Annotated in this window: 25 protein-coding genes; 4 read left to right on the top strand and 21 right to left on the bottom strand. The window is 39.0% G+C overall.

The window, feature by feature from the left end; genetic code table 11:
- Nucleotides 1–7: 7 nt before the first annotated feature.
- The 20 genes from KCX82_RS03745 to KCX82_RS03650 all read right to left on the bottom strand — a co-directional run bounded on the left by KCX82_RS03745 (nucleotide 8) and on the right by KCX82_RS03650 (nucleotide 19,207).
- Nucleotides 8–451: a hypothetical protein gene (locus KCX82_RS03745; RefSeq protein WP_227017105.1), complete on the bottom strand. Its 444-nt coding sequence runs from the start codon at nucleotides 449–451 to the stop codon at nucleotides 8–10.
- A gap of 89 nt (nucleotides 452–540) precedes the next feature.
- On the bottom strand, nucleotides 541–711 hold the full coding sequence (locus KCX82_RS03740) for a hypothetical protein (RefSeq protein ID WP_227017104.1): 171 nt from the start codon (nucleotides 709–711) through the stop codon (nucleotides 541–543).
- Between the two features lie 13 nt (nucleotides 712–724).
- On the bottom strand, nucleotides 725–991 hold the full coding sequence (locus tag KCX82_RS03735; protein ID WP_227017103.1) for a hypothetical protein: 267 nt from the start codon (nucleotides 989–991) through the stop codon (nucleotides 725–727).
- Between the two features lie 17 nt (nucleotides 992–1,008).
- The gene (locus tag KCX82_RS03730) at nucleotides 1,009–2,592 is read right to left on the bottom strand and encodes a hypothetical protein (RefSeq protein WP_227017102.1); all 1,584 of its coding nucleotides are present in this window, start codon (nucleotides 2,590–2,592) and stop codon (nucleotides 1,009–1,011) included.
- 47 nt (nucleotides 2,593–2,639) lie between these two features.
- Nucleotides 2,640–4,109 (bottom strand): DUF5048 domain-containing protein, encoded by a 1,470-nt coding sequence (locus KCX82_RS03725; protein ID WP_227017101.1) that lies wholly within the window; start codon nucleotides 4,107–4,109, stop codon nucleotides 2,640–2,642.
- Nucleotides 4,110–4,123: 14 nt separating this feature from the next.
- A complete protein-coding gene (locus tag KCX82_RS03720; protein ID WP_227017100.1) occupies nucleotides 4,124–5,014 on the bottom strand; it encodes a hypothetical protein in 891 nt (296 codons plus the stop codon).
- Nucleotides 5,015–5,028: 14 nt separating this feature from the next.
- Nucleotides 5,029–6,090: a hypothetical protein gene (locus KCX82_RS03715; RefSeq protein WP_227017099.1), complete on the bottom strand. Its 1,062-nt coding sequence runs from the start codon at nucleotides 6,088–6,090 to the stop codon at nucleotides 5,029–5,031.
- On the bottom strand, nucleotides 6,090–6,362 hold the full coding sequence (locus tag KCX82_RS03710) for a hypothetical protein (protein ID WP_227017098.1): 273 nt from the start codon (nucleotides 6,360–6,362) through the stop codon (nucleotides 6,090–6,092). Before KCX82_RS03710 ends, KCX82_RS03715 begins: the two co-directional genes overlap by 1 nt.
- Nucleotides 6,363–6,371: 9 nt before the next feature.
- Nucleotides 6,372–9,689, bottom strand: a complete 3,318-nt coding sequence (locus tag KCX82_RS03705; protein ID WP_227017097.1) for a coiled-coil domain-containing protein — start codon at nucleotides 9,687–9,689, stop codon at nucleotides 6,372–6,374.
- A gap of 55 nt (nucleotides 9,690–9,744) precedes the next feature.
- The gene (locus tag KCX82_RS03700; protein WP_227017096.1) at nucleotides 9,745–10,221 is read right to left on the bottom strand and encodes a hypothetical protein; all 477 of its coding nucleotides are present in this window, start codon (nucleotides 10,219–10,221) and stop codon (nucleotides 9,745–9,747) included.
- A gap of 155 nt (nucleotides 10,222–10,376) precedes the next feature.
- Complete coding sequence (locus tag KCX82_RS03695; protein WP_227017095.1) at nucleotides 10,377–10,745, bottom strand: phage holin family protein; 369 nt, start codon at nucleotides 10,743–10,745, stop codon at nucleotides 10,377–10,379.
- Nucleotides 10,746–10,758: 13 nt separating this feature from the next.
- The gene (locus KCX82_RS03690; protein WP_227017094.1) at nucleotides 10,759–11,439 is read right to left on the bottom strand and encodes an N-acetylmuramoyl-L-alanine amidase; all 681 of its coding nucleotides are present in this window, start codon (nucleotides 11,437–11,439) and stop codon (nucleotides 10,759–10,761) included.
- 23 nt (nucleotides 11,440–11,462) lie between these two features.
- Nucleotides 11,463–12,035, bottom strand: coding sequence for a hypothetical protein (locus tag KCX82_RS03685; RefSeq protein WP_227017093.1), 573 nt, complete (start codon nucleotides 12,033–12,035; stop codon nucleotides 11,463–11,465).
- Nucleotides 12,036–12,239: 204 nt separating this feature from the next.
- Entirely contained in the window at nucleotides 12,240–12,986 is a 747-nt protein-coding gene (locus KCX82_RS03680; RefSeq protein ID WP_227017092.1) for a hypothetical protein, read from the bottom strand.
- Between the two features lie 21 nt (nucleotides 12,987–13,007).
- Nucleotides 13,008–13,772 (bottom strand): hypothetical protein, encoded by a 765-nt coding sequence (locus KCX82_RS03675; protein WP_227017091.1) that lies wholly within the window; start codon nucleotides 13,770–13,772, stop codon nucleotides 13,008–13,010.
- Nucleotides 13,769–14,242, bottom strand: coding sequence for a hypothetical protein (locus KCX82_RS03670; protein ID WP_227017090.1), 474 nt, complete (start codon nucleotides 14,240–14,242; stop codon nucleotides 13,769–13,771). Before KCX82_RS03670 ends, KCX82_RS03675 begins: the two co-directional genes overlap by 4 nt.
- A 176-nt stretch (nucleotides 14,243–14,418) precedes the next feature.
- Entirely contained in the window at nucleotides 14,419–15,402 is a 984-nt protein-coding gene (locus KCX82_RS03665; protein WP_227017089.1) for a hypothetical protein, read from the bottom strand.
- A complete protein-coding gene (locus KCX82_RS03660; protein ID WP_227017088.1) occupies nucleotides 15,392–18,046 on the bottom strand; it encodes an RNA dependent RNA polymerase in 2,655 nt (884 codons plus the stop codon). The genes KCX82_RS03665 and KCX82_RS03660 overlap by 11 nt, the downstream gene beginning before the upstream one ends.
- 181 nt (nucleotides 18,047–18,227) lie before the next feature.
- On the bottom strand, nucleotides 18,228–18,857 hold the full coding sequence (locus KCX82_RS03655; protein ID WP_227017087.1) for an ImmA/IrrE family metallo-endopeptidase: 630 nt from the start codon (nucleotides 18,855–18,857) through the stop codon (nucleotides 18,228–18,230).
- Between the two features lie 2 nt (nucleotides 18,858–18,859).
- Entirely contained in the window at nucleotides 18,860–19,207 is a 348-nt protein-coding gene (locus tag KCX82_RS03650; protein WP_227017086.1) for a helix-turn-helix domain-containing protein, read from the bottom strand.
- 187 nt (nucleotides 19,208–19,394) lie between these two features.
- Between KCX82_RS03650 and KCX82_RS03645 the strand changes: the two genes are divergently transcribed.
- The 4 genes from KCX82_RS03645 to KCX82_RS03630 all read left to right on the top strand — a co-directional run bounded on the left by KCX82_RS03645 (nucleotide 19,395) and on the right by KCX82_RS03630 (nucleotide 21,456).
- Complete coding sequence (locus KCX82_RS03645; RefSeq protein ID WP_227017085.1) at nucleotides 19,395–19,721, top strand: hypothetical protein; 327 nt, start codon at nucleotides 19,395–19,397, stop codon at nucleotides 19,719–19,721.
- 109 nt (nucleotides 19,722–19,830) lie between these two features.
- The gene (locus KCX82_RS03640; protein WP_227017084.1) at nucleotides 19,831–20,790 is read left to right on the top strand and encodes a phage lytic cycle repressor MrpR family protein; all 960 of its coding nucleotides are present in this window, start codon (nucleotides 19,831–19,833) and stop codon (nucleotides 20,788–20,790) included.
- A gap of 166 nt (nucleotides 20,791–20,956) precedes the next feature.
- Nucleotides 20,957–21,208: a hypothetical protein gene (locus KCX82_RS03635; protein WP_227017083.1), complete on the top strand. Its 252-nt coding sequence runs from the start codon at nucleotides 20,957–20,959 to the stop codon at nucleotides 21,206–21,208.
- 23 nt (nucleotides 21,209–21,231) lie between these two features.
- Nucleotides 21,232–21,456, top strand: coding sequence for a KOW motif-containing protein (locus tag KCX82_RS03630; RefSeq protein ID WP_227017082.1), 225 nt, complete (start codon nucleotides 21,232–21,234; stop codon nucleotides 21,454–21,456).
- Nucleotides 21,457–21,544: 88 nt separating this feature from the next.
- On the opposite strand, the gene feoB is transcribed toward KCX82_RS03630, so the two are convergent.
- Complete coding sequence (gene feoB, locus KCX82_RS03625) at nucleotides 21,545–23,389, bottom strand: ferrous iron transporter B (protein WP_227017081.1); 1,845 nt, start codon at nucleotides 23,387–23,389, stop codon at nucleotides 21,545–21,547.
- Nucleotides 23,390–23,402 lie beyond the last annotated feature (13 nt).

Below are 23,402 nucleotides of genomic sequence, written 5' to 3'. Positions count from 1 at the left end.
CCATCCCTTATTCCAATGAACCATAAATTCGCCAATCATTTAAAGCAATTTGTTTAAGTGTTACTGCACCATATTGATCTTTTATATCTCGTTTCTCCCTAGCACTATGTAAAGTGACATTTGTAATTCCATTGATAGTAACTGCACCTGTTCCATCTCTTACGATTACAATCTCTGTATTTATGGGAAATATGTTTAACGGAATTGTTATAGTAATAACTGAAGCACTTAAGCATTTCTGCACAGTGTTTAAATCCGACAAATCTAATGTTTTATTGGCAGTTACTAGAATGGTTGGAGTCTTTTCTATATTTTCAATTTTTGTATCTGTACTAATTAATTTATCTTCTATTAATTCGCCATCAGTTGTAGTGATAGCTTTCGTAGTTGTTCTAGGGTAAATAATATTACCTGTAAACTTGTCTTTGATCGTTTGTATTACGGTTGCCATTTCATCACCCTTCTTTTATGTAATAAAAAAGAGAGTTGTCAACCAACTCTCTTATAAACTGTAAATTATGATTGCCAACTTAATCAACACTAAGCAACAATTTCTTTCGCTGCTAGCAAAGTTGTTAATTCTGTATACTGTTCCTGGATAATCCGGTCATTTAGCAGGAAAACATCAAGCTTTTGTTGCATATCGTCTTTCTCTTCCTGGCTCTTGTAAATAGTATTTGAAATTACCTTTTTACAATATGTATATGTCATTTCTTTTTCCTCCCTATAGTCCTAATTCAATTTTAGAAATACGAAAATCTAGATCAATTAAGTAATCTTCTGTTGCCGGCTCAGCTTCAGGTGGCGTTATTACCTCTGGTACTTCCTCATAAAAAAGTCCTTTTTCTTTATCGTATTTCATGCCCAGTTTAACGTCTGTCCGATCTCCAATATCCACACAAATTACAGCAGGGTGCTCTATTGGCAAACCTTTGTCTGAATCTCCTATTAGGTTTACTCTCATATCAGTTTTTAATACTTGTGCATACATATTATTACCCCCAAAAATCAATAGCAAAGAATCAACAGTCCCTGTGAACCGCCGCCATTAGATATTACGGTATTATTTGCTAGACCAGCATATTTACCATACCCGTTTGTCGCAGTCAGTCCATTACTTGTTGTTGGGGTTCCACCGTTCCCAGCCGTTCCAAAGTCTAACCCGTCTATTAGGCTGCTTAAGAACTCGCAGAAGTATACTGGGATTCTGGCAGTATTACCTACAATGGTTTTCGCCCCTGCGCCGCCGCTACCTGACGCCCATTTTCCACCGCCGCCGCCGCCGAACCCGAACGCGCCGCCGTTTCCTCCTGATACGTCGGTTGAACCTCCCGCGCCGCCTCCCGCGCCGAATCCTGCGGCCCCGCCGCCGGACGCCGCGTTATTTCCAAGCGGGGAACCTGACGACGTACCGTTTGCTACCCCGTTGTCACCTTTAACGCCCATGGTAAACCCGAATAAATTAATATTCAATGACTCGGAGATACTCGCCGCGACTAACGTAAGAATTGCCGTAGCCCCCCTTTTTATGATCGTGTTACCTGTGCCTACTGTTATGCCAAGAGTCTCTCCGGGGGTTACGGTTATAGGGGTACCTAATGCGTATTGACCCGCTAGTATCGCCCCGCCAGCAGCACAGCCGAACGCATAAATTTTAGTTACTCCTGGGGGAACGACGAACGTTTTAGTAACTGTATCTGAAACGTAAACTTTTTTATTTAGCATAAAAAGTGATTGTTTGGCCTTCTTAAGGGCCTCGTCAGCGGTTGCACTTCCACTAAGTTCGTAGAGCGTAGCTGTGTCTGTTGGTAAACCAATATCATTGGTCTTTAAGCCTGTGATGTCTCCTGAAAGTGTGCTGACTAGTTCAGCAGTTGCAAAATAACTTGCATCATGTCCACCCAACAAATCAGCTTCCCTTGGCAATGGCTCAGTGGGTATCTCCTCTGTAAATTCTATGGAGTCTACAACCATGAACAGTTTTGACCAATCTGTAGACACATCTTGAGGTACTGAATTCAAGTTGTTATTATTCGCTACCCATAATGTATTGTTATGTACAACCAAATCACTAGTATAATATTGAGTTATATTGGACCAATTCTTTCTGAATGAAAGTCCAGTTCCGCTTGCACCCGGCTCACCACGCAGTGTTAACGGAACGAAGTAAGCTGAGTTTGTAGGTAATGTACCAATAGGAATATTTGTAGAAATTCCCATAAAATATTGTTTTGCACCAGCCATCAAATATCCAACCACGTCATATTTGTTGTATTTCGTGGTTTCTGCAAAATCACCTTTAAGTTTTATAATATTCATTAAATAATCACGAACATCATCCTTATAAAAACGTCCCTGCGCTTCTACTGTGTCTTTTAAATAATTCCATTTTTGCGCATTATGCAACGCTTTTCTTAAAGTGGGATTTGCTGTTAATAAAGCATTCATACCATCAAAATCACCCATGTTGTATAAGGAATAATATTGATCAATAAGGGGTTTGATCGCAGCATTTACGTCAATCATATCCTCGTAATGATCAATCATCTCTGGGTAATTTGTATGAACTAAATCCGGATAAAGATTACTCAAATGAAATCCTCCTTTCAATAATAAAGGACTAGAAAATCCAGCCCTTTTTAATCAACAATATATGGATATAAAGGATAAAACCTTATCATTTCAATTGTCATTGTCCAAGACAATAAATTTCTATTAATTCGTTTTACTATATATTGTTGTATTTCTCCTGTATTTTTAGATAGATACGAAACCTTCTTATTTACCCTTAACCAAGGAATCATAATTGTATCTACAGCAATTCTGTCTTGTAATCTTGTGGCTTTCCAGTTCTCATATTCAGCGCGTTCCATACAGCGTAATTCTGAATAAATATTGTCAAACTCTTCACCACTCAAAACCTGTCTGATTTCTCCAATCTTATCTACACAATATGGACTATCAGGGTTGATGATATATTTGATGTTTGTTGTTCCTTCATCAATAATATCCTGTGCTTTAAATTCAGCAGAAGGTTCAACTGAAAATTCTTTTACAACTGCATGAATTTGAAATTGCCCCTGATAATAAAATTTTCCATCATAATATTTAACAACGTAAGCTTTATTAGCTTCCAAAGCAACATTGGCTTCGTTTGCATCCACAATAGGGTATGCAGTCAAAGCATTTATTTTTAATGTAGATGATACAGTTGCGATATTTGTTTTAAATCCTATATACATATTGGATTCCAGCGTAAAATCAGCTAAAGTAATATTGTACTGGGTCCCTGTATTCGTAGATGTTTCAGCAAACCTATCTGCATCTATACACTTACCCCATATATCAGTGACATTCTTTACATTTTCAAAGGAGTTAGATAAATTTTCACTGATGACTAAAGGGGATAATGTATCTGCATCAAGAATGATATCCTCATTCTCACAAGTAGGGATTTTCTGACACATAAAAACCAAATCATCAAAATAAGTTTCCCAGGCAGGATACAAGTCACGCAACTCAGAAATCATTTCGTAAACAGTTGCTCCTGTTCCGAATTCTAAATCATATGGTACTTTCTTTTGAGAATCCTCAATAATATAATCAAATGTACATCCACCTTCAGACAGAGTAGAAATAATTGATGACCTGATATCGCTATCAACTAGGATTTTATGTGATAAACCTTTTGTTTGCCCATTTCTAATACCGGTTAGTTTACTCATTAAATCAAGTAAATTCACACTTAATGTTTTCGTTGTAGCATCGTAAGTATAGCTGTTTTCATTAAATAGAAAAGTTCCCATAGAATACCAGAGTATGTCTTGGGAACGTTGATATAATACACCTATAAATAATTTTACATATTGATCCAACCAAATTTTTCGGTGATTACCTGTTAAATAACTAGCATCCTTTAGTATAAATGATATGGAGGCAGTATTTCTTATGTCTGACTCAGAATCTTCCGTATGACTTCCGTCAATCATTTCACCTTGAAGATTATCAATTACTTTATAGTTTTTATCAAGTAATTCCAGTTTGATATATATTATATGATCTGATTGTCTAAAAACCCTTAAATCATTTTGTGTTGGTTGGTAACTCATTCATTATCACCACCCTATAAATCAACATTAATAAAGTTGTAATCATAAAGATCATTACTTGATTTCGCATCACCAGTTTCAACCCAATTAAATGTTGTTGTAATCTTCTGCGGATGCCCATCAGGTTGTTCGGATGGATTATCAACAATTGAAACCAACCACATACGACCATCATCATATTTTAAAATTTTTGGTTTTCCATTCTGCAAAAATTCCATAAGGCTTTCTCTGAATTTCCAACCATCATTTATTTTAAAATCAGAATTATTATCCTGTTCAATAAATGTAGCACTTACAGAGCCACTGTAATAATTATTTTGGCCATTAGATACTACAAATGGATATTTTCTATCAATGGTATTTACTATCGTATTGGGTCTATTTTTCTGTGATTGTAATTCTATATCTAGAATCGTCTTGAAAACACGATCTTTTTCTAAAATAAAAATACCCTCAAACTCACTTAAAACTTCATTAATACTCATAGTACCTTCAATATTATTGATAACAGGTACTAAAGCATACTCATATTCTATATTAGATTGGTTATAAAAGTCATATCTTTCAAATATGAAATCAGAACTATCAGATACAGGAATTTCAAATAATGTAATCCAATCATATGTATTTTTAATTCGTCTTTTTAAGCGAATAGAAGATACTTGAGAAGATGTGTACTCAATATTGCCTGCTAATAAATTATTTTTAAACATAGCGTATAATATTGTATTAAAATCCCAATCTGTAGGTATTTCACTTGAATCATTCATGTTGCCATTTTTAGACACATATAAATCATCAAATATCCCATTTTTAATTTTCATGAATGTAACATTTGGAATATATGTAGGAGTGTAATCTAAAGAATACTTCCCACTACAAAATGAAATTCCAGAAAAAATCATAATTACACTCCTTTCTATACACTCTTATTTACAATAATCAAATCATATAAACTGGAAACTCGTCTCAACCAGATATGTATTCTATCAGTATCAAGAGGTACATCAATAAGATTGCTGGTTAAATAATAATTGGTCAAAGAATTATACACCTTCAAAACACAATAAACTTTTTCACCAGATTGGCCTGTAAAAATTCCTTTGGCGTATGATAATTCGATTTTATAAGTTCCATTAGACAACTCTAATATAGTAGAATAATCTTTAAACCCCATACCGTTTATTTGAATTACAAAATCATCTGTTATTTCAAATTGATTATCAAATTGAACATAAGAACCCGCAACACTTAAATCTACCATTGTATCGTTTATGTAATTTAACGTTGCTGGATTTGAAACTCCTTCTATATCAATAATATTAGATGATATTTTTATACAACCATCAAATTTCATATTCTCTGGAATGACCAACGAGAATATAGAAGGGGAGATATATTCAACAGAAACTTTAATATATCCTGTGTCTAAATCCATCCCATTTAGGGTTTTGCTTGTTGCTCTAATATAATATTGAGCATTATCATTCAAACCGGACAATGTATAGGATAAAGAGGTTGTATCATATATTAAACCACTTTGAAATATTAACGAATGAGTAGAATCATATAGAAATAATTGGTAGAAGTTTAATAATTCTTCTTCAGTCTGAGAATATGTCAATTGTAATTCATATGATGAATTATGTATAATCTGATTCTCAACTAAATTAGAAAACTCCCAAGAAGGAGTTGATAAACATTTAAATACAATAGTATTAGAAATTGATGACTGAATATTGTTAATATCAATCGAATAAATAACCGCATTATAGGTTACACCATTAATTAGTGCATTGGCAGGAAGCGTATGTTTTAACTGAAAAGTTGTCTGTACTTGATCGTAAACAGTCTCATTTGTAATATTATTCTTTACAACAAGTCTATTTTTTACAGACTGTGCACCATTCCAGTTAAACGTAAAAATGGACTCCGTTGTAGAATCAAATGCTGACTTTCCGTATAGAACAGGACTTGGCATTATTTCTTCCTCCTTCCGCTAATCACTTTATTTTTATTATCATTCTGAATTATCGTTACCCATACATTTTCATTAACCATATATGTCATATCAGACAAAGACGGGATTGTAAAAACCCCGTCATTAATCTGAACGTTGTAAAAATTATCTGTTAAAACCTCAGTAATCCTACCTTGAACTGTCTTGTCAAAAGGTAGGGTAGGGGAGTACAATTTCAATGCATTTATAATAGTATCGATCATTACGTCAATACTTCGTTTATTTTTATCCACTTTCAGAACCTACCTTTTATATAATTTTTGAATAAATGTGTTGGGAAATTGTTGAATAACCGCATCGGCAAATCCATTTGCATCCTGTACGCCTGACACGTGAATGTCGCCGATGGATAGGTGAATACTGCCTGGTAGTTCGGAATTTAATCCAATGCCTGGCATAGGTCTGATAAGATTGCTGAGTACCATACCGGCTAAATCAGAAGTATTGTTGTTATGTATAAGGTCATAAAGCTTGCTGCTGTCAGTCGAATTAAAAATTGTTTCAGCTTTTGTTGGTGATCCGTCAAGTTGGGCCAGGCCGGTAAAATCCGCAACGCCCCCTTGAGCATAAGTTTTTTTATTATCAATTTTTATACTTGTATAACTTCCGTCAGACTTAACACCCGTTATTTGATATGTTCCTCCAGCAGTTCCAACTTTTGTTCCAACAGTTAATCCTGAAGGCGCTTTCCCGTCTTTTCCTGCCTTTACATCATAACCTTTGTTATCATTACTATCCCTAGAACTTCCAGTATAACTACTGCCACCTAGATTTGCCATTATTGCAGCATATTGTTGTGCAAATCGTTGTGCCAAGGCAAGCCGCTCTTCATAACTGGCGCTTTCAGATCCGACAAGTGCTTTTAAATCTCCCTGATATTCAGTGATCTCTTCCTCTAAATCAAGACTCTCGTTCCAAACAGATGACAACTGTTCAATATCTTTGATCTGTGCTCTGATATTTTGCTCGTTTTCTTCCTTGGCAGCTTCCCAATCTTTGATCTGACTTTCAAGGTCTAGCTTCTTTTGATATTTATTCCAATCGGACAGCATTTCGTCAAGCTCAGACTGTGCATCTGAAACAGCTGTTTGATCCGCCTCCCAAACATATCCCTGACCCTCTCTGTATATTCTTGAAGTTTTCTGATCTTGGGATTTGGCAAGAGCAATCTTTGCTTTTTCAATTCTGAGAAGCCGATCTTCGGTTTCAGCCTGTTCGTTAAGTAAATCAAGTTCTTCTTGGGCTGCTTTTATATTATCGTCTAATTTACGATTTACATAGTTTTCACTATTTTCATCCAAGCGGGATTCCAGAGCTTTCTTTTCTGAATCAAGCTGTTTCAAGGCAGCATTCTGCATACCTTTATAGGCCTGATTAATGGATTCTTTTCGGGCAGTATACAAATTCTTATCAATTTCTCGTATGGATTCTGCATATTTTTCGTGTGAAATAGTGCCTTCTCGATAATAATCCTCTGTGTAGGCTTTTATACGTTCCCAAGCTGCAATTTCGCTGTCGGCACCCCAGTCGTTGTAAAAGTTACGATCTTCAATATATTGTTTTGATAAGGAAAGTCGGGAATCATACTGAGAATCGAGAATCTTTATTTGGTCTTCTTGATTTTGTCCCTCTTTTGATTTTTTGTCAAAGATATTATTACCCGTAAAGACACTATTTGATTTTGGACTATGTACAGAGGAGATAAATCCCTCAAACAACTTATTGATTTCAGAAAGCGCGTTATCATAATCAGCATTATCTTTTCCGTAATACCAATCTGTTAATTCTTTGTATGAAGCGGTATTGCTTTTACCGGCCATCGCCATATTTGAGATGATGTGGGATATTTGTTCCCGGTTATATCCTGAAGCAACACCGGTCATCTTGGTTATCGCGTTTGATGCTGCATGAGCTATGGCCAGTTTTTGCTCTTCTTTTGTCTTGAAGTTTGTAAGATCAACTCCATATTTTTCTGCCAAATTATCGATTATATCATCTTGAATGTTACTGATATTAGAGTAATATCCATTTTCCAGAGCCATTTTGAGTTGTAATAATGTACTAAAGCCTGTTAAGTCAATATTATAACTCTCAAGAAATCTTGCAACCATTTCTGAGTTTTTTAAAATATGAATGTTGTAGTACTCTTCCGCCTGCTCCATCGGCAGGCCATTTATCATTTTATCAGCAGCAACTGCCAGTGATTCAATTTCTTCCTTATACTTTTTACCAGATTCCGTAGACACATCCAGTTGATTCGATTGCTCCTCTAAATACTGTATCGTTTCTATCAGATATGATTTGGATTTATCCTGTGCTTTGTTATTATTTTCAAGTTGGCCTTTCAAGTTTTTTAATTTACCATCATAACCATCTGTGCTTTCATCAAGATTCTGAATCTGATATTCTAAATTTTTACCAGCCTCTTTCAAAGACTTTAATTCATCAATGGTATGCTGGGCAGCTTCTAGCTGAGTGACCTTTTTAAACTGATCGACTGTAATGGTACCTTCTTTTGCTGTATGATATGTTTTTGTGCCGGTTTTTATCTTTTCTGTTTTATATTCGAGAAGTGCAATGGTTTCCTTAGACGATTCTTTCAGCTTAATCTTTGCTAGTGTTTCTTGACTACGAATCTGCCTTTCCAACTGTTCATTTTGCTCTGTTAGTTGCTGCTTTTCTTCTTCACTTAAAGATAAATTGTCTTGATTATATTCCCGGAGTCGGGTTTGATTCCCTTCAAGCTGCGTATTCAGAGAATCCAGCTCAAGTTCCATCAGCTGATACTCTGCAGTAGTTTCTGCGACCTTTTCCTTTTGTTCTTTCAGAGATGTAGTCATAAGGTCGTATGCCAGTATACCGCCTCCTACAATCAAGGCAGCCGGAACTAATAGGCTGGCCGCTCCTGCCAGGGTTCCAACACCTGCGGACGTACCTGCTCCGGCAACTGTTGAACCGGCTGTTCCGGCAAGTCCTGCGGCAACACCGGCTCTACCTGTGGAGGCGGCCAATTTTACGATGGCGGTTTCCGCAGCTTTTACAATTGCAGTCTCTATACCACTTGCAGTTTTTGATACTTTAACAGCTTCGGCGGCTTTTGCCTGGCCAGATGTACCAGAAGGGAAGACTCCTTTTGTTATATTGTCGACTAAAGTCTTCATAAGGGAAGATTTTATCGCTTCGCCAAAATCTCTCACATTTCTGTCTAAGTAACCGGCAACACTGTTGTCAGCATTTTGCATCCCTGATTTTAAGGCATTGATTTGAGACGTAATCCCATCCAGCTTTATCTGTGTATTCAGTTCATTAAAAGCCAGTTTCAACTCGTTTACACTCTGGTTAAGCCTTTGAAATACACTGGTGTCAATTGGGAGCTGAAGTGATTTTTCGGTATCTATTTTTAATTTACTGAGGCTGCTTTGGTCAAGCTCAAGGCCAACTTTGATTTTCAGACCATTTTGGATTTGCTTCAGCTGCGCTTGAATTTCTTTTTTGGATCCTGCCTTGTCCAAAGCAGCAAGGAGATTCAGTTTTAACTCATCGCTCAAATTATTGTTCAACTCCTTTCTTTTAATTTAATGATTTCATTGAGACTGTCCTCTATAACCGGAACTCCTATTTGTTCAGTTTCATTTCCACCCTTGTGATTCCGGTATATACCTTCTGGCAGAGACGGTCATGCTCCTTACTATCCTCTTTCAGGTCCTGGAGCTTCGTATTGTAGTCCTCCATGGAGTCGCTAATTTTGGAATAGAACCTTTGATGGTTTTCGTTTACCTTGGTGTTTCTTTCAATGGCCTGGGTGTTGTTTTCGATGATAATGTTGCTTCTCTCTGCAACTGCGGTGATGGTTTTCATCATGGTGTTCATAACCTGGCTCTGCTCATCATATTGTTTTTGCCGGCAGTTGTAATACTCTCGCTGCTCCTGTCTGGATTTTTCATCAGATTCGTTTTTCGTCTCCACGGCAGCGAGATAGCCATCCAGAAATTTCGGTATGTATTTTACTGCAAGAAGAATGACGGCAGCACAGATGATCAAAGGAACACCCTGGGTGGAAATTCCCTTGAATAAAGTCTCATATTCGCTCATGGTATGTTCCTTTCCTGTAATTTGAGGGGAAAAGGGAAATAGGGCAGGGGACAGTGAACGGACCAAAGCTTCGTTCACTAACCCAAGGCAAGGGTAATAGCGCCCGGACCAAGGCTTCGCTTCGCTAACGCAAGGGAAGGGCGATAGCGCACAGACTAAAGCTCCGCTTCGCTGCCGATGATGGCATTCTTTAGTTTTATCACAATCTCTTTTCCATACCAGATTAATCCTGCTGTTATGGTAAGCTGGATTGCAGTGGTGATATTGACATCAACCTCATTAACCGTCATCACCAGAACATTTGGAATGAGATTACCGATGGTATAGGCAGCAAAAGTCGCCATGATGATCCCTATGCCCTTTACAATCCCCTTTTGGAATTTCATCCATTGAAATTCCTTATTGATCCAGGCATCCAAGGATCCAAGAAAGATATTGATCCCGATGAACCCTATTAAAGCAAGTCCGTTGATATAATCCTGACTCGTTGTCAGGAAAGAAAAAAGGTTTTTAATAAAATCCATTCTTTTTCCCCTTTTATGTGTGAAGAATTTTCTCGATTTGTTTCAATTTATCCTGTAATTGAAGAGATAGCAGCTCGGCAGCTTCCAATTTTGAAAGGGCATTTTGATATAGAAGCTTATAGTCAGCCGCTGGAGACGCTTCTTCCTGCCACAGGATACCAAAATATTTTAATATCCCTCTGGCATCAGCCTGTGAACAGCGTTTCTGAAAATTATCAGACTTGAGAAGCTTCAGTTCCTCAAGGTTTGTATAGAAACCATGCTCAATAAGAACTGCAGGCATTGTAGTTTTTGATGTTACCGTAAGGGCATCAGTTTTGATACCTCGGTTTTTCAGCCCTAGAAAGGGTATACTCTCGATTTCAATGGATTTGGCAAGGGACAGGCCCTTTGTACTGCCTTTATAAATGTAGCTCTCCCATCCATTGGCGCTATTCCAGTTTGTTCCGTAGGCATTGGCATGGATACTGACAAAAATATCGGCCTTTGCCTGGTTGGCTATGCTGCATCTGGAAGTTAACGGTACATCCTCATCTCCGGAAGCGGTGATCAGGACCTTAACTCCATGTCTGATTAAATGAGCTGCAATTTTTGATGCTATCGCACGATTGAATTCATATTCGAAAAAGGAGGAATCAAAGCTTCGTTTTCCGGCTGTTGATTTCCCGTGTCCCGGGTCTAAACAAACTAACATATTTCACCTTATCCTTAAATCATTCATTTCATTGAAATAGCGGCCTGCCTGATAAGGGCCTCCAATTCCTGAGGATCAAGCTCCCGTATCTTGGCTGTGATCTGGTCAATTGTTTCTGCGGCTTTACCAAATAGAAGGAATATACGCTCTGACAGTTCCTCACTTTTGCTGGAACGAAGGGAAAGCTGTTTTCGATATTCCAGCTTTTCATCAATATATGATTGGAGGTTTTTGATTGTGGAATATAACGTTTCATCTGCCCCCATGATACCCGAAATCAAATCCATCCTTACGGACCATTCGTATAGTATCAAAAAATCAATCTGTTTATCCTTCGTAACAGGCAGAGGCAAGTCTGTCATTACGTCTATTACTTTCCACGCAAAAACTAAATTCCGATATTCCGGAGCATAGCCCTGTTCTGAAAAACAGCCTTCTACGGTGCCGTCTACAATGTCGGATATCTCCTGAATGGTAAGATAGGACTTGACTTTCAGGATGACTTCTTCCTCTCCCAGGCGAAAGGGAACCTTAATGAAACTTTCAGGCCGGGGACCCATAAGCTTCTCTAACTGAATACTTGTTAACTTAGCCATATCCTGTTTCCTTTCTTCATTTTAAATTAGCAGCGATCCAATCCTTTCGGAATAGATAATAATTATCTTTATATATAATGATTATCTTTTGTTTATAATCTGAGCCGGGATCCCACAAGGGAATCCACGGCTCTATCGAAAAAAAGATGCTGCCTTAAGGTAGCATAAGTAATTAGAAATCTTTGATTTCGTAACTGACTCTTTCTAAGCCTCGATTAAATGGTAATCCAGGATATTCTTGTCTGCATCTGCCAGCAAATCAAAGGTTACGCTGAAAGTGCCGGGATCTCCGGTGCTCTGGAAGCCCATTTTGAAGCTGCCCTGCGGCTGTGCTTTGTAAGCGTGCAGCTGGTAGCCGTTCAGACTGCCGTCCTCTCCCTTCATGACGGTATCTCCGTAGAGGACAAATTCCTTCGGAAAACTGTCGGACTTATACTGGATGGTTTTCACCGAATCATCACCGGCGATTTGATAGTAGCATACATATTCTCCGTCAGCCGCAGCTGCAGTTGTAAAAGTAAACTTATTTGCAGACAGTGTTCCCTGAACTGCTGCGGATTCCATGCAGTCGGAAGCTGCCGGATAAACCGCCAGGGTTCCTTCAATAGGAGTCTCTCCGGCAGGGAAGGTCAGGCTTGTGGATTCGGAAATCGTCTCACTTACAAGGACCTTTCTTTTAAAAACATTCTGTCCGGTAATCACCTGAGATCCAGCCAGTACGGCGATAAGCTCAGGTGTGATCATTTGTGTTTCCAGCGTAAGGGTGGACACTTTTTCTCCATCAAAACGAATTCTTCTGGGAGCTCCCTTTCCACCCTTGGCAAATACGCTGGTTGATTGATTTTCGTTGGTTGTTACATTGGCATAATCAATGTACATAAAAGGTTTTTTCGTAGCATAATCAAGAAGAGTCAGGTCGCATACCTCTCTGTTTGCCATAATGTTGCTCATAATTTAGTACCTCCTAAGGTTTTAATCTGTATCGTGCAAATCCCGGAACCAGTCGGAAGGGGAAAATTCGCCTCCCCAGTAGGCATAGTTCATCGCACGAATATCAATGGTGTTGATATAATTTTGTTTATAAAATTGGTCATAAAATTGAAAAACAGTGATATCCCAAATGTTATGGATATTTAGACTGTGATGCTGGGCTGCCAGAGAAGAAATAAGATTTCCTAAATTCATATTCCTGTCGGCGTACCGGTGTTTACTGGTCTGCCTTTTTAACTTTCGAATCCGTTCTCCAATTTTACGAGCCTTTTCCGATGCATAGGATGGGGGTTCCGAATCATCTGAGATCAAATAATTCATCTGCAGGATCATGCTGCGCAGCTCGTCATAATTTGAACTTTGGATAACACCTTTGGTTTGGGAATCCGAGGATGCCGTCACCTCCGAGACGAGAAATATTTTTTCATCGGGGAGGTATTCCACTGCTCCGCAAATGAAAAAAGAGAATGCCTGAAGGAGCAGTTCTCTTAATTCCTGATTTTGTATCAGGATATCGTAGATCCCAATGAGGTTTCCCAGTTGGTCCCACTGCTCTCTCGTTTCCTGCTCCAAAGTACTGAGATACAAATCCATATCGATCTGCAGTATTCTCATATATTCTGAGTATTGCCGATATCGATATCTCAGCTTGGAGATATCCCGCAGGGTTGGGGATCTGATGAGGCCCACTCCATCGAGCCGAATTGGTTCGGGGCTAAGCAAATCGAAATATTCCAGCTTTTTCATTCATAACCTCGCTTAAATTGTGAGATTGTGTAAATAATTTTCCTTCCATAATATCCGGCAAAAGGTTTTGTAATATTGCTGGATTTGAGATTCATCCGGATTCCGAAATTCTCCCGGACCAGGCAGGAGTCGATGCGATCGGATAATAGATCGATACGGTTTGCCGGTCCTTCTGGTAAAACATACTCCATAAGGGATTTCACCGTGAAAATATGAATTGTAATTTCCATTTCCTTTATGGTGCGGGAAGGGACTCTCGTGATATCTGCATCAACACAGAGATAAACTGTTTCTGGGTCTTCGGCTTCAGGTGTAAAATCGAAATCAAGCACTTGATTCTGCAGCTGTTCTTCTGTGGTAAGGTTGGGATTCAGTTGAGTCAACAGTAGTTCTGTGATCTCATTGGCAGAAATCAGATGATTGACTAAAGTTTTTTTATAGCTGATCACATCAGTGAAATTTCCATTCATTGCTAACGCCTCCTTTTTTCTGGTTTCAGTGAGTGCACCTCCTATACTGGTAACATAACAACAAGAACCGGGGAGGAGGAAAGGCTTTTCAAGGAAAGCTTCCATTGTAACTTCAGATTAAAAATTTCCACAGCCCAATCCCCCTCCTTTTGATCTTATGGATGCTCAATATGCTGCTACTGTCTGGTTCGATAAATGCGCTGCTTTTCTGTTTTTATTTTCCGGTTGTAGGATTTCTGACAATCATTACAACGTTTTTTGTTTTTTACAATACCCTTCAGTTCAATCTGCTTCCCGCAGGAGATACAGGTAATGACTTTGGTTTCAATAGGCTGATACTTGTTGCAAAGGTTGCATTTAAACCGGTTGTTCTTTTTATTCTGAAGGAACAGCCCTCCGCAGGAGCAGCGCTGGATTTTTACATTTCTTCCGCGCCGGATTCCGTAATAGTTTTTTATGTAATTGCTCATATACCCATCCAGGCTTTTACAGATATATCGAATGATAAAATGATCCTCCAGCCAGATATCCACATCCAGGTATAGTTCCTCTTTCTTTTCAAAAGCTTCCAGGGGGATGTAATTATCAAAAATCTTGCAAAGAAATTCCGATATCAATTCCTGATACTCGGACCAGGAGAGTTTTAATTTGGATTTTGCACTGAGTTTTCTTATGCATTCGGCCTCTTCCATGCAATGGGATATATGCTCTGACAATTCATTAGCACTTGGGATTTCTTCTCCTTTTCGCCAAAGGTAATAAAGTCTCTTAGGGGTTTTTAAAAGATTCATGTATTCCTTTTCGGTGCAAATATCCGGATCACATCGGATGGAATATAGATTGTTGATCTTCTGGCGGATAAGATCAACATAATTTTTCTCCGTTGTACTGTTTCTATAGGAACGGTAGGGAATCGATTGATAGTTTTGAAAAATCCTCCCGGTATCACAAGGAGAGAGCTCAGGCAATACCCTGAATTTAATATATTTCGTTATTGTGAGGCGTTTGTTTGGGCATTCCCAAAGAGAATTTATAAAGGCCTCGAAAATTTCTTCTTTATGATCACTGAATTGATAATCCTCGAGAATCTCATAAAGATATTTTTCTTTCGCATTATATTTTTTTTCTGCATCAGAATTTTCTCCTGAATCATAACTCATTTTCTTTTGCCTCCTCCTGTAATTCATAAAATCTCCCCAGGTATTCCTGGCTCTTTTCCTTGCTAATCGGAGTTTCCAGAATTTTGAAGCCGAAATGAGGGGGAGAATTGCTTTTTAGATTTTGCAGGATCACGTCTCCATATAGCTTCCAAGCCAGATATTTATTGATGGATAGGTTGGAATAGGAGACTGAGATTACATAATTTGCAAGTAAATAAGGGTCCGGTACTATTTGAGAGAACCATACTTGATACTTGCAAAGCAAGGATTCCATGATTTCTTCACTGGATTGCTCCTTTTCATGACGATGGGCTTTCTCACTCAGCAATCGCTTCCATTCTGCCGAAAAATCGTGAATCCCGTGCTTGATCTTGCGGATGATTTTTTGATCGGTTAGTTCCAGACCTTGATCCAGGATGAGAGATCGAGTATCTGTCACGGAACGATCCCACAGGATTCCTTTCTCCCAGCGGCAGATGTAATCACAGAGCTCATTCAGCGGGGATGGGGAACGGTATCCGTTGAGCTGAGCTTTCTCCTCACATTCCGGAGCCGATTTGTTTTTCTGCAGCATTTGTTTATAGGCTTGCAATTTCTCCGGATAATTATAGAGAAGGAAATAGGGGAGCTGCTTCATATGGTTTCTCAATTGGCTGCTCATCTGCCACCGTACACCGGTTTTTAAATAATCGATTTCTTTTCCCTGATAAATGCGGAGAAGTGAAACAAAATCATCATATAATTTCTTTACCTCGGCATTTTCCGTATATCTGTTTAAGATGCTTGTTGCCGTGTTGGTGATCTCGCCGATTCGGTTATCCCGGCTGTTGATCTCATATTCCAGAATGGATTTCTGATTGTAAGGCTTCGGATTTACGGTAATCTTATCGTCCATATCGATAATGATGGTTTTATGGATCTTGGCAGAAACCAGAAGTTTATCATGGCATAAAAACACCGCATCGCCGTCTTCATCCATGCCGCCCTGCTGGGGAGCAGAAAGATCATAGAGATTCAGCATAACGATATCCTGATCCTTAAAATGAGGGAACCATTTCTTTGTTAAGTCATTCTCCGTGATGGTAATATCGTTAACCTCAGAAGGGCAGACCAGCGGACTGCGAAAGGACAATGCGGCGCCTTTCGGAATGGTCTCGCAATAAAATTCCTTTGCATGCAGGCACCCTTTCGGATCCAATCCGGCGGCAAATTCCAAATAACCGATCATATCTCCAACAACCGTATGATAGAAACCGTCACTGTATAATTTGCCGAGTTTCATCTCAGAGATAGCTTTCTTCAGTTTACGGTAGAGATATTGCTTGATGGCAGGATCCCGCAGCATGATGTCGTTGATTAAGATGGCCTCAACATACCGACTGTTACACTCGCCGTTTTCATAGCTGTCTGGGGATTCGCAGGCGTTTAAATCATCTGTGGATCCGATTCCCAGAAATTTATAGGTATAGAATTTATCCCCTTTAATGATCTTTTCATAAAGCCCGGTGGAGTAGGCTGCCAGCTTGATGATGGGCCCCTGATGGCTTGGATCCAAGGGATCAAAGGATTGCAGGGTCTTATCGTGATAACATTCAAGCAGCTTTGGATTCCATAAATTTAAGCACTGGAGGTATTGGAAATTCATTTTTGATTTCAGGTTTAGATCCTTTACTTGTTTGCTGTATTTGCTGATGCCCAGCTTGATCTCATATTTATCGAGCACCTCCAGATATTTCGTCCAACCATCGCAGCCGTATTCCCTTCTGAACAGATCATAGCCTTTAAACATGCTCACATTCCAGATACAGTCGATGTCTTTTATATGGTGTTCTTTGCCGAAGATATCTGTAATCCGGTCTACTCCTATGGACTGATAATACTCCTTGAAAGGGACTTCTACTGAGTATCCTTTAAAGAATGGAAGCCGTATCTGTGCGCCGATAGCAATATAGTCCAGTCCTAAATAACGGCTGATGCTCTCGCTAAACTCATGGGAATGACATCCGCAGCCGTCGAAGGGGGATAGGGGAATGTCCCTGAATCCTTCTTCGATACCCCTGTGAAGGTAAGTTTTCAGCTCTCCTGTTTCTTTATCCGTATACTCTTTTCTTTGCTCTACCACATATTTAATCCTTTGGTTTGGGATGGTTTTCTTATACTCGCCAACAACCACTATATAGGGGAGAGGCCTGTCAATGACGGTACAGGTGCTGAAGATGAGGCAGCGTTGGGTTTCGTATTTCGATACCACGCAGTCCGTTACCCGAAGATCAAGCTGACTCATTCGAAATAGCTCTTCAAAGATGGTTTCTTCTACGAAGGCGGTGATTCCATCCTTGCTCTGAGAAGCGCTCTTGCCGAATCTAAGATACCGGAGCCCATTATAGGAAAATCCTTCATGAATCAATTGCTCCAGGGTATTTTCCTGTTTTTTGTTTCTTTTCGCCTCTACCAGGATCATTTCCTTTACTCTCTTGGTATCGCAGCCCCGGATTCTTTTAATCTGATCAAACAATAGGGAGTTCTGCTGCTTTATGATCAAATTATTTTCAACTTCCTGCTTCGGAGTGAATACTACATTAAAATTCTGAGATTCGATTTGGCGTAATGATAGCTTTATTAATTCGTATTCGGCTTTTTTCATTTTGCGGCCTCCTTATCAATGGTGATTAATTTGGAAATAATTTATATTCTGCGGATCATAATAATTTGGAAATAAGTCATAAGTAATAAAAATGGATATTTTTTAATAACTAATGATCACGATCAGTTAATTTTACGTTCTCCCGGCCGGCTAACCGGGTTGTGTTATTTTATGTACTGGATTAAAGCTTGGATTTGTAAGAACTGATAAATGATTGGAAGATATGAATCATATCATGATCCCAGGAGGTAATACAATTACCCGACCTCAGCAGACTCTCGTATTGATAGCCGGCAGCTGCACCGGACAGTCCGCACAGGCATCGGATCTCGTCTTCCGAATGTATGTGCAGAGCCTTTAATACGGGTGGAGGGGCCAGCAGGATGGAAGCAAAATAATCTGCTTCTTTCTCTAATAAAGGATAGCGGCTGAAATAGATATCATCTTCTGCAATATGAGAACCTTCGATCATTAAAGAGTGGCCAAGAAACACATGGCCCAGTTCATGGGCTTGGGTCCAGTTCTTTCTCCCCTCACAGGCCCTTTTATTATACATGATGATATAATGTCTGGATTCGGGATCATAATGCAAACAGCCGCTGACACTTTCGTTTAATTTGATGACTTTACTGACGGGAATTTTAAATTGAACGGAAAACTCCTGATAGGTAGTGATTACACAATCGTTTCTTAAACCGACAATGTCGTTCATGTTTACAGGCAGTCTGCGTTTTTCCGCCGGCAATTTGGTAAATATCTTGAGTACTTGGTTTTCGATATATCGATATCTTATCTTCTGTGGAATCTGCATGCTCAGTCCTCCTTGAAATGATCCTTAAAAGCAATTTTTAAGAAGGTCATCATCTCTTTTTTATTTTGATCATCCATAGACTCTCTTGCACGCTGGATGCTGATGATATCTGAATCCTGCAGGATATCGTCGGAAGTTTTTGTACTTTCCGAGCGTCCTGTAAGATAATCAAGAGATACGTCGAAAAATTCTGCTACGGCCAGAAGGCGGTCGGTAGAAGGGCTGCTGATTCTCCATTTGGATATAGTGCCTTCACCGAAATCCAGCTCTCTTTCAAGCTGCGCAATGGATAAGGATTTCTGTTCACATAGTTTTTTTATTTTGGTAAAATCGACGGAATTGTATTTCATATTACACCTCAAGAATTTGGAAAATTTTCAAATTATATATTGACTATCTGAAAATATGCTGTTAATATGGGTAATGTGACGACGGAAAGTTTTCCGGTTTACAGGTACAGTATAAGTTAATATTCCAAGATTGTCAAGGCTGTTGACAAAAAAAAGAAAAGAAAAACCTTGCAGGGGAGGGTGCTAGATGAGGGGTGTTACTGTGGATTTGCGAGATGAATTATTAGTACAACTGAAGCATTTCAGAGAATTTAAGGTGGTGAATCTGGTTTGCGCAGAGGATTACGAAAAGAAATTCGTGTTTCAAACAGCCATTTATGACCATGTTGCTCTGGTATGGGGAAAAACATACATAAAATTTTGGGATGGAGATGAAAAAAATACATATCATTATATGTTTATAAATGCTGATATCATAAAAGCTGACTGGTTTCAAACTGACGGCGGGGGAAGCAAGGCGGTTATTCAGATATCGGGTTGCCCGGATCCAGTTGAAATTATATGTATAATATAACTTATTTCCAAATATCATAGATCTTAAATATATTGACATTTTCCAGAAACATGGTAAGATTAATAAAATATAACCAAATTATTTCTGAAGATATAAAGGGGAAGATGTCATGTATCGTGAACATCAAAAAAATGAATATTTGAATCATATTCTTGACAACGGTGAAAAATATATCTCCAATATGCGTTCTCTATTTCAGAGTCTCCAGGAAATTGAAGAAAGTACCGGTAAGGATTTCTGCGAGTTTACACAGGCGGAGGCAAAAAAAGCGCTGGCTTCCATCAGCAGCAGAAAAAAGGCAACTAACGCATGGAGCATCACAGCGCTGAGAGACTATATAAACTGGTGTATTTTAAATAGTAAAACTCCTCTCAATGAAAATGTACTTGATAGGGTCAGAATTTCCCAAGTGGATAACAGCATGGCTTTAAAACAGGAAACGGTTCCCAATATCGAATATTTGATTCGTATATTGGAGGAAGGCCTGCCGGAAATCAATGAGGATTTGTCAATGAACACCATTTATAAAGCCTATTCATTATTATTATTTTTCGGATTTTCGGAACAGGAAATTGTGTCGATGACAAAACAGGAGGCTGAAAAATGGCTGAATGGGAGTTTGCATTATGGGAATAAAATAATTCCGTTACATCCTGTTTTGAAAAAATATTTGGATAAGATTTTAGATTATGATGAAATCGTTTGGATCAAAGGAAAGGGTGTGGTATGCTATAAAAAATTGATAGGGGGAAATCAGCTGATCGGTGCTGTCTATAATCTGGAAGGCAGAATATCAAATTTTAGGAATGTATTATCAAAATTGAATAGAAGCTATGCTGCAGAAACGGGTAAGTCAATAAAATTATCGGTAAGAAGGATCTTTGAGTCAGGTATTTATTACCGGCTTTTGCAAAAAGAACTGATAGAGGGTGCGCTGACGGAGCTTATGATGAACGAGGCCTTTTCGATGGACCGTTCGAAATATAAAAACGATATTTCCTATCAGAATCAACTAATTAACCTCAGAGATGATTATTCCGCCTGGAAAAAAGCATGGAGCTATGAATGAGGAATCACCTAAGGGCAAAGGCCCTTTCAATTCTGACTATAACTTATTTCCAAATTAATTTACGCTTTCTCAATTTCGAAGTTAGTACAGGAAAAGGAGAACCCAAAATAGAAAAGTTAAAAATTGCCTTATAACTTATTTCCAAATTATAAAAAGGAGTATACAAATGAATACAAAACAAGCATTTTCAATTATGGTAGCCAGTTTGCTATGCGGTATTATAAATGAAGACTTTAATAACTGTGACTACTGCCCAATAAGAGTCAGCTGTGACAAGTGTTCCTATGAAACGTATCAAAGCAATCCGCTGTCGGAATATAAAGTACATAAAGCAATAACGACGCTCTGGGATGAAACCGTTTATGAAACCCTGCTGCCATTACTGGTTATCGCAAAATCTTACCACAGCAACAGGTAAATAAAAAAGACGAGGGTGAGATCATGAGCAATGTTAAAAGAAAAAGTAAAAAGAAAACTTTCCCAAGGTCTGAATATGAACCGATATGCGGGGACGTGGTAAAAATAGTAAAAGGCAGATTCAAAGGAATGACCGGAAGAATTTATGAAACCGATACGATAGCCAATGCACATTTTACTGTAAAAATAGATAAGACGGACGAGCATGGAGAGTTTTTAGCTTATATAGAAAAGGATCATGTAGAGTAAAAGAAAAGAAAGAGAATTGCTGTTAAATCAGACGTTCTTATATAACGGTAATTCCCTTTCTCTTATTCTTATTTCAATAAATCATCTTTTAAATAAATAACCTTCCAATGGACGCCACAATAAAGCAAAGAGTAAATCCGGCAGCTGTTGGAATCAGGAAGGCAAGCAGGGTCCACTTAAGGCTCTGGGTTTCTTTTTTGATCGTCAGGCAGGTGGTACCGCAGGGGAAATGCAGGAGGCAAAGGAGCATGGTGCAAAGAGCGGTAAGCCAAGTCCAGCCGTTATCCACAAAAAGTGCCTTTAACTGATCTAAACTATCCAGTTCTGTAATATTTCCGGTTGCCATATAACACATAATCATAATGGGAACCACGATCTCATTTGCAGGAAACCCTAATATGAAGGCCATTAGTATGACACCGTCGATGCCCAGAAGCCGTGCAAAGGGATCCAGAAAATCGGTACAGTGAGCAAGCAAACTTGCTTCGCCTACAAAGGTATTTGCCAGCGCCCAAATGATAAGACCTGCCGGTGCGGCAATGATTACAGCCCGACCTAATACAAATAGCGTTCTGTCTAAAATGGAACGCAGTATCACCTTGCCGAATTGAGGGCGCCGGTAGGGAGGAAGCTCTAAAGCAAAGGATGACGGTATTCCCTTGAGGATCGTTCCGGACAAAATCTTTGACATCATCAGCGTCAGAAAGATTCCCAAAAGAATCACTCCCAGTAAGAGCAGGGTTGATAATACGGTCTGTGTCGGACCGGCATCGGAAGTAATAAAAAACATGGTGATAATGGCAATGAGCGTCGGAAATCTTCCGTTGCAGGGAACGAAATTATTCGTCAGAATTGCAATGAGCCGTTCTCTGGGAGAATCGATGATTCTGCAGCCGATGACTCCGCAGGCGTTGCACCCAAAGCCCATACACATAGTTAATGACTGTTTGCCATGTGCGGAAGCTTTCCGGAAAAATTGATCCATATTGAATGCTACCCTGGGAAGATACCCAAAATCCTCCAGAAGCGTAAACAGCGGAAAGAAAATCGCCATAGGCGGGAGCATTACGGAGATGACCCAGGTTAAGGTTTTATAGACCCCTAAAATAAGAGAGCCTTCCAGCCAGGTTGGAAGCTCCAAAGCTTCGGACATTGTGAGGAGTTTCCCTTCAAGGTGCAGAAAAAAATCCGACAGAATGCCGGAAGGATAATTGGCACCAACAATGGTGATCCAAAAAATCATTCCCAATAGTAATATCATCAAAGGAATTCCAAAGGTTCTGGATGTGACGATCCGGTCGATTTTTCTGTCAAAATAATTGTAATTCCTGTTTTCTGTAGAAACACATTGACGATAAATGAAAGAAGCCTTTCGAATAATATTCTCGGCTTCTTCCTCTGTAAAATGATGGCGGGAGTTCCCGGATCCCGCATTTTCAATTAATGTGGCAAAGTAAATCTGTTCCTTTAGCTTTTCCAGGCTTTTTTTCGACCTTGCCACAGTACCCACCACAGGAACTCCCAATAGATTTGAAAGGGAACCTAAGTCAATATGAATTTTTTTCTTTTTCGCTTCATCTAAAAGATTTACGCAAACGACTACATTTGTAGTAATCTCAAGAATCTGGAGAACCAAATTTAAATTGCGCTCGAGACAAGTGGCATCTGTTACCACTACTATTACATCTGCTTCACCGGAACAAATATAGTCTCTGGCAATTTCCTCCTCTACAGAGGTCGCCATAAGTGAATAAGTCCCGGGAATGTCTACCAATACAAAGGATTTATCTTTGTATGTAAACTTTCCCTGCGCATTTGTTACGGTTTTGCCCGGCCAGTTACCGGTATGCTGGTTCAATCCTGTCAGGCCGTTAAAGACAGTGCTTTTGCCAACATTTGGGTTGCCTGCAAGGGCAATGACTTTTAGTTCCATAATGCTATACCTT

The organism is Sinanaerobacter chloroacetimidivorans, assembly GCF_018128545.1.
In the GTDB taxonomy this organism is placed as follows: Bacteria; Bacillota; Clostridia; order Peptostreptococcales; family Anaerovoracaceae; genus Sinanaerobacter; species Sinanaerobacter chloroacetimidivorans.
This window is presented reverse-complemented; position numbering and strand designations above follow the sequence as displayed.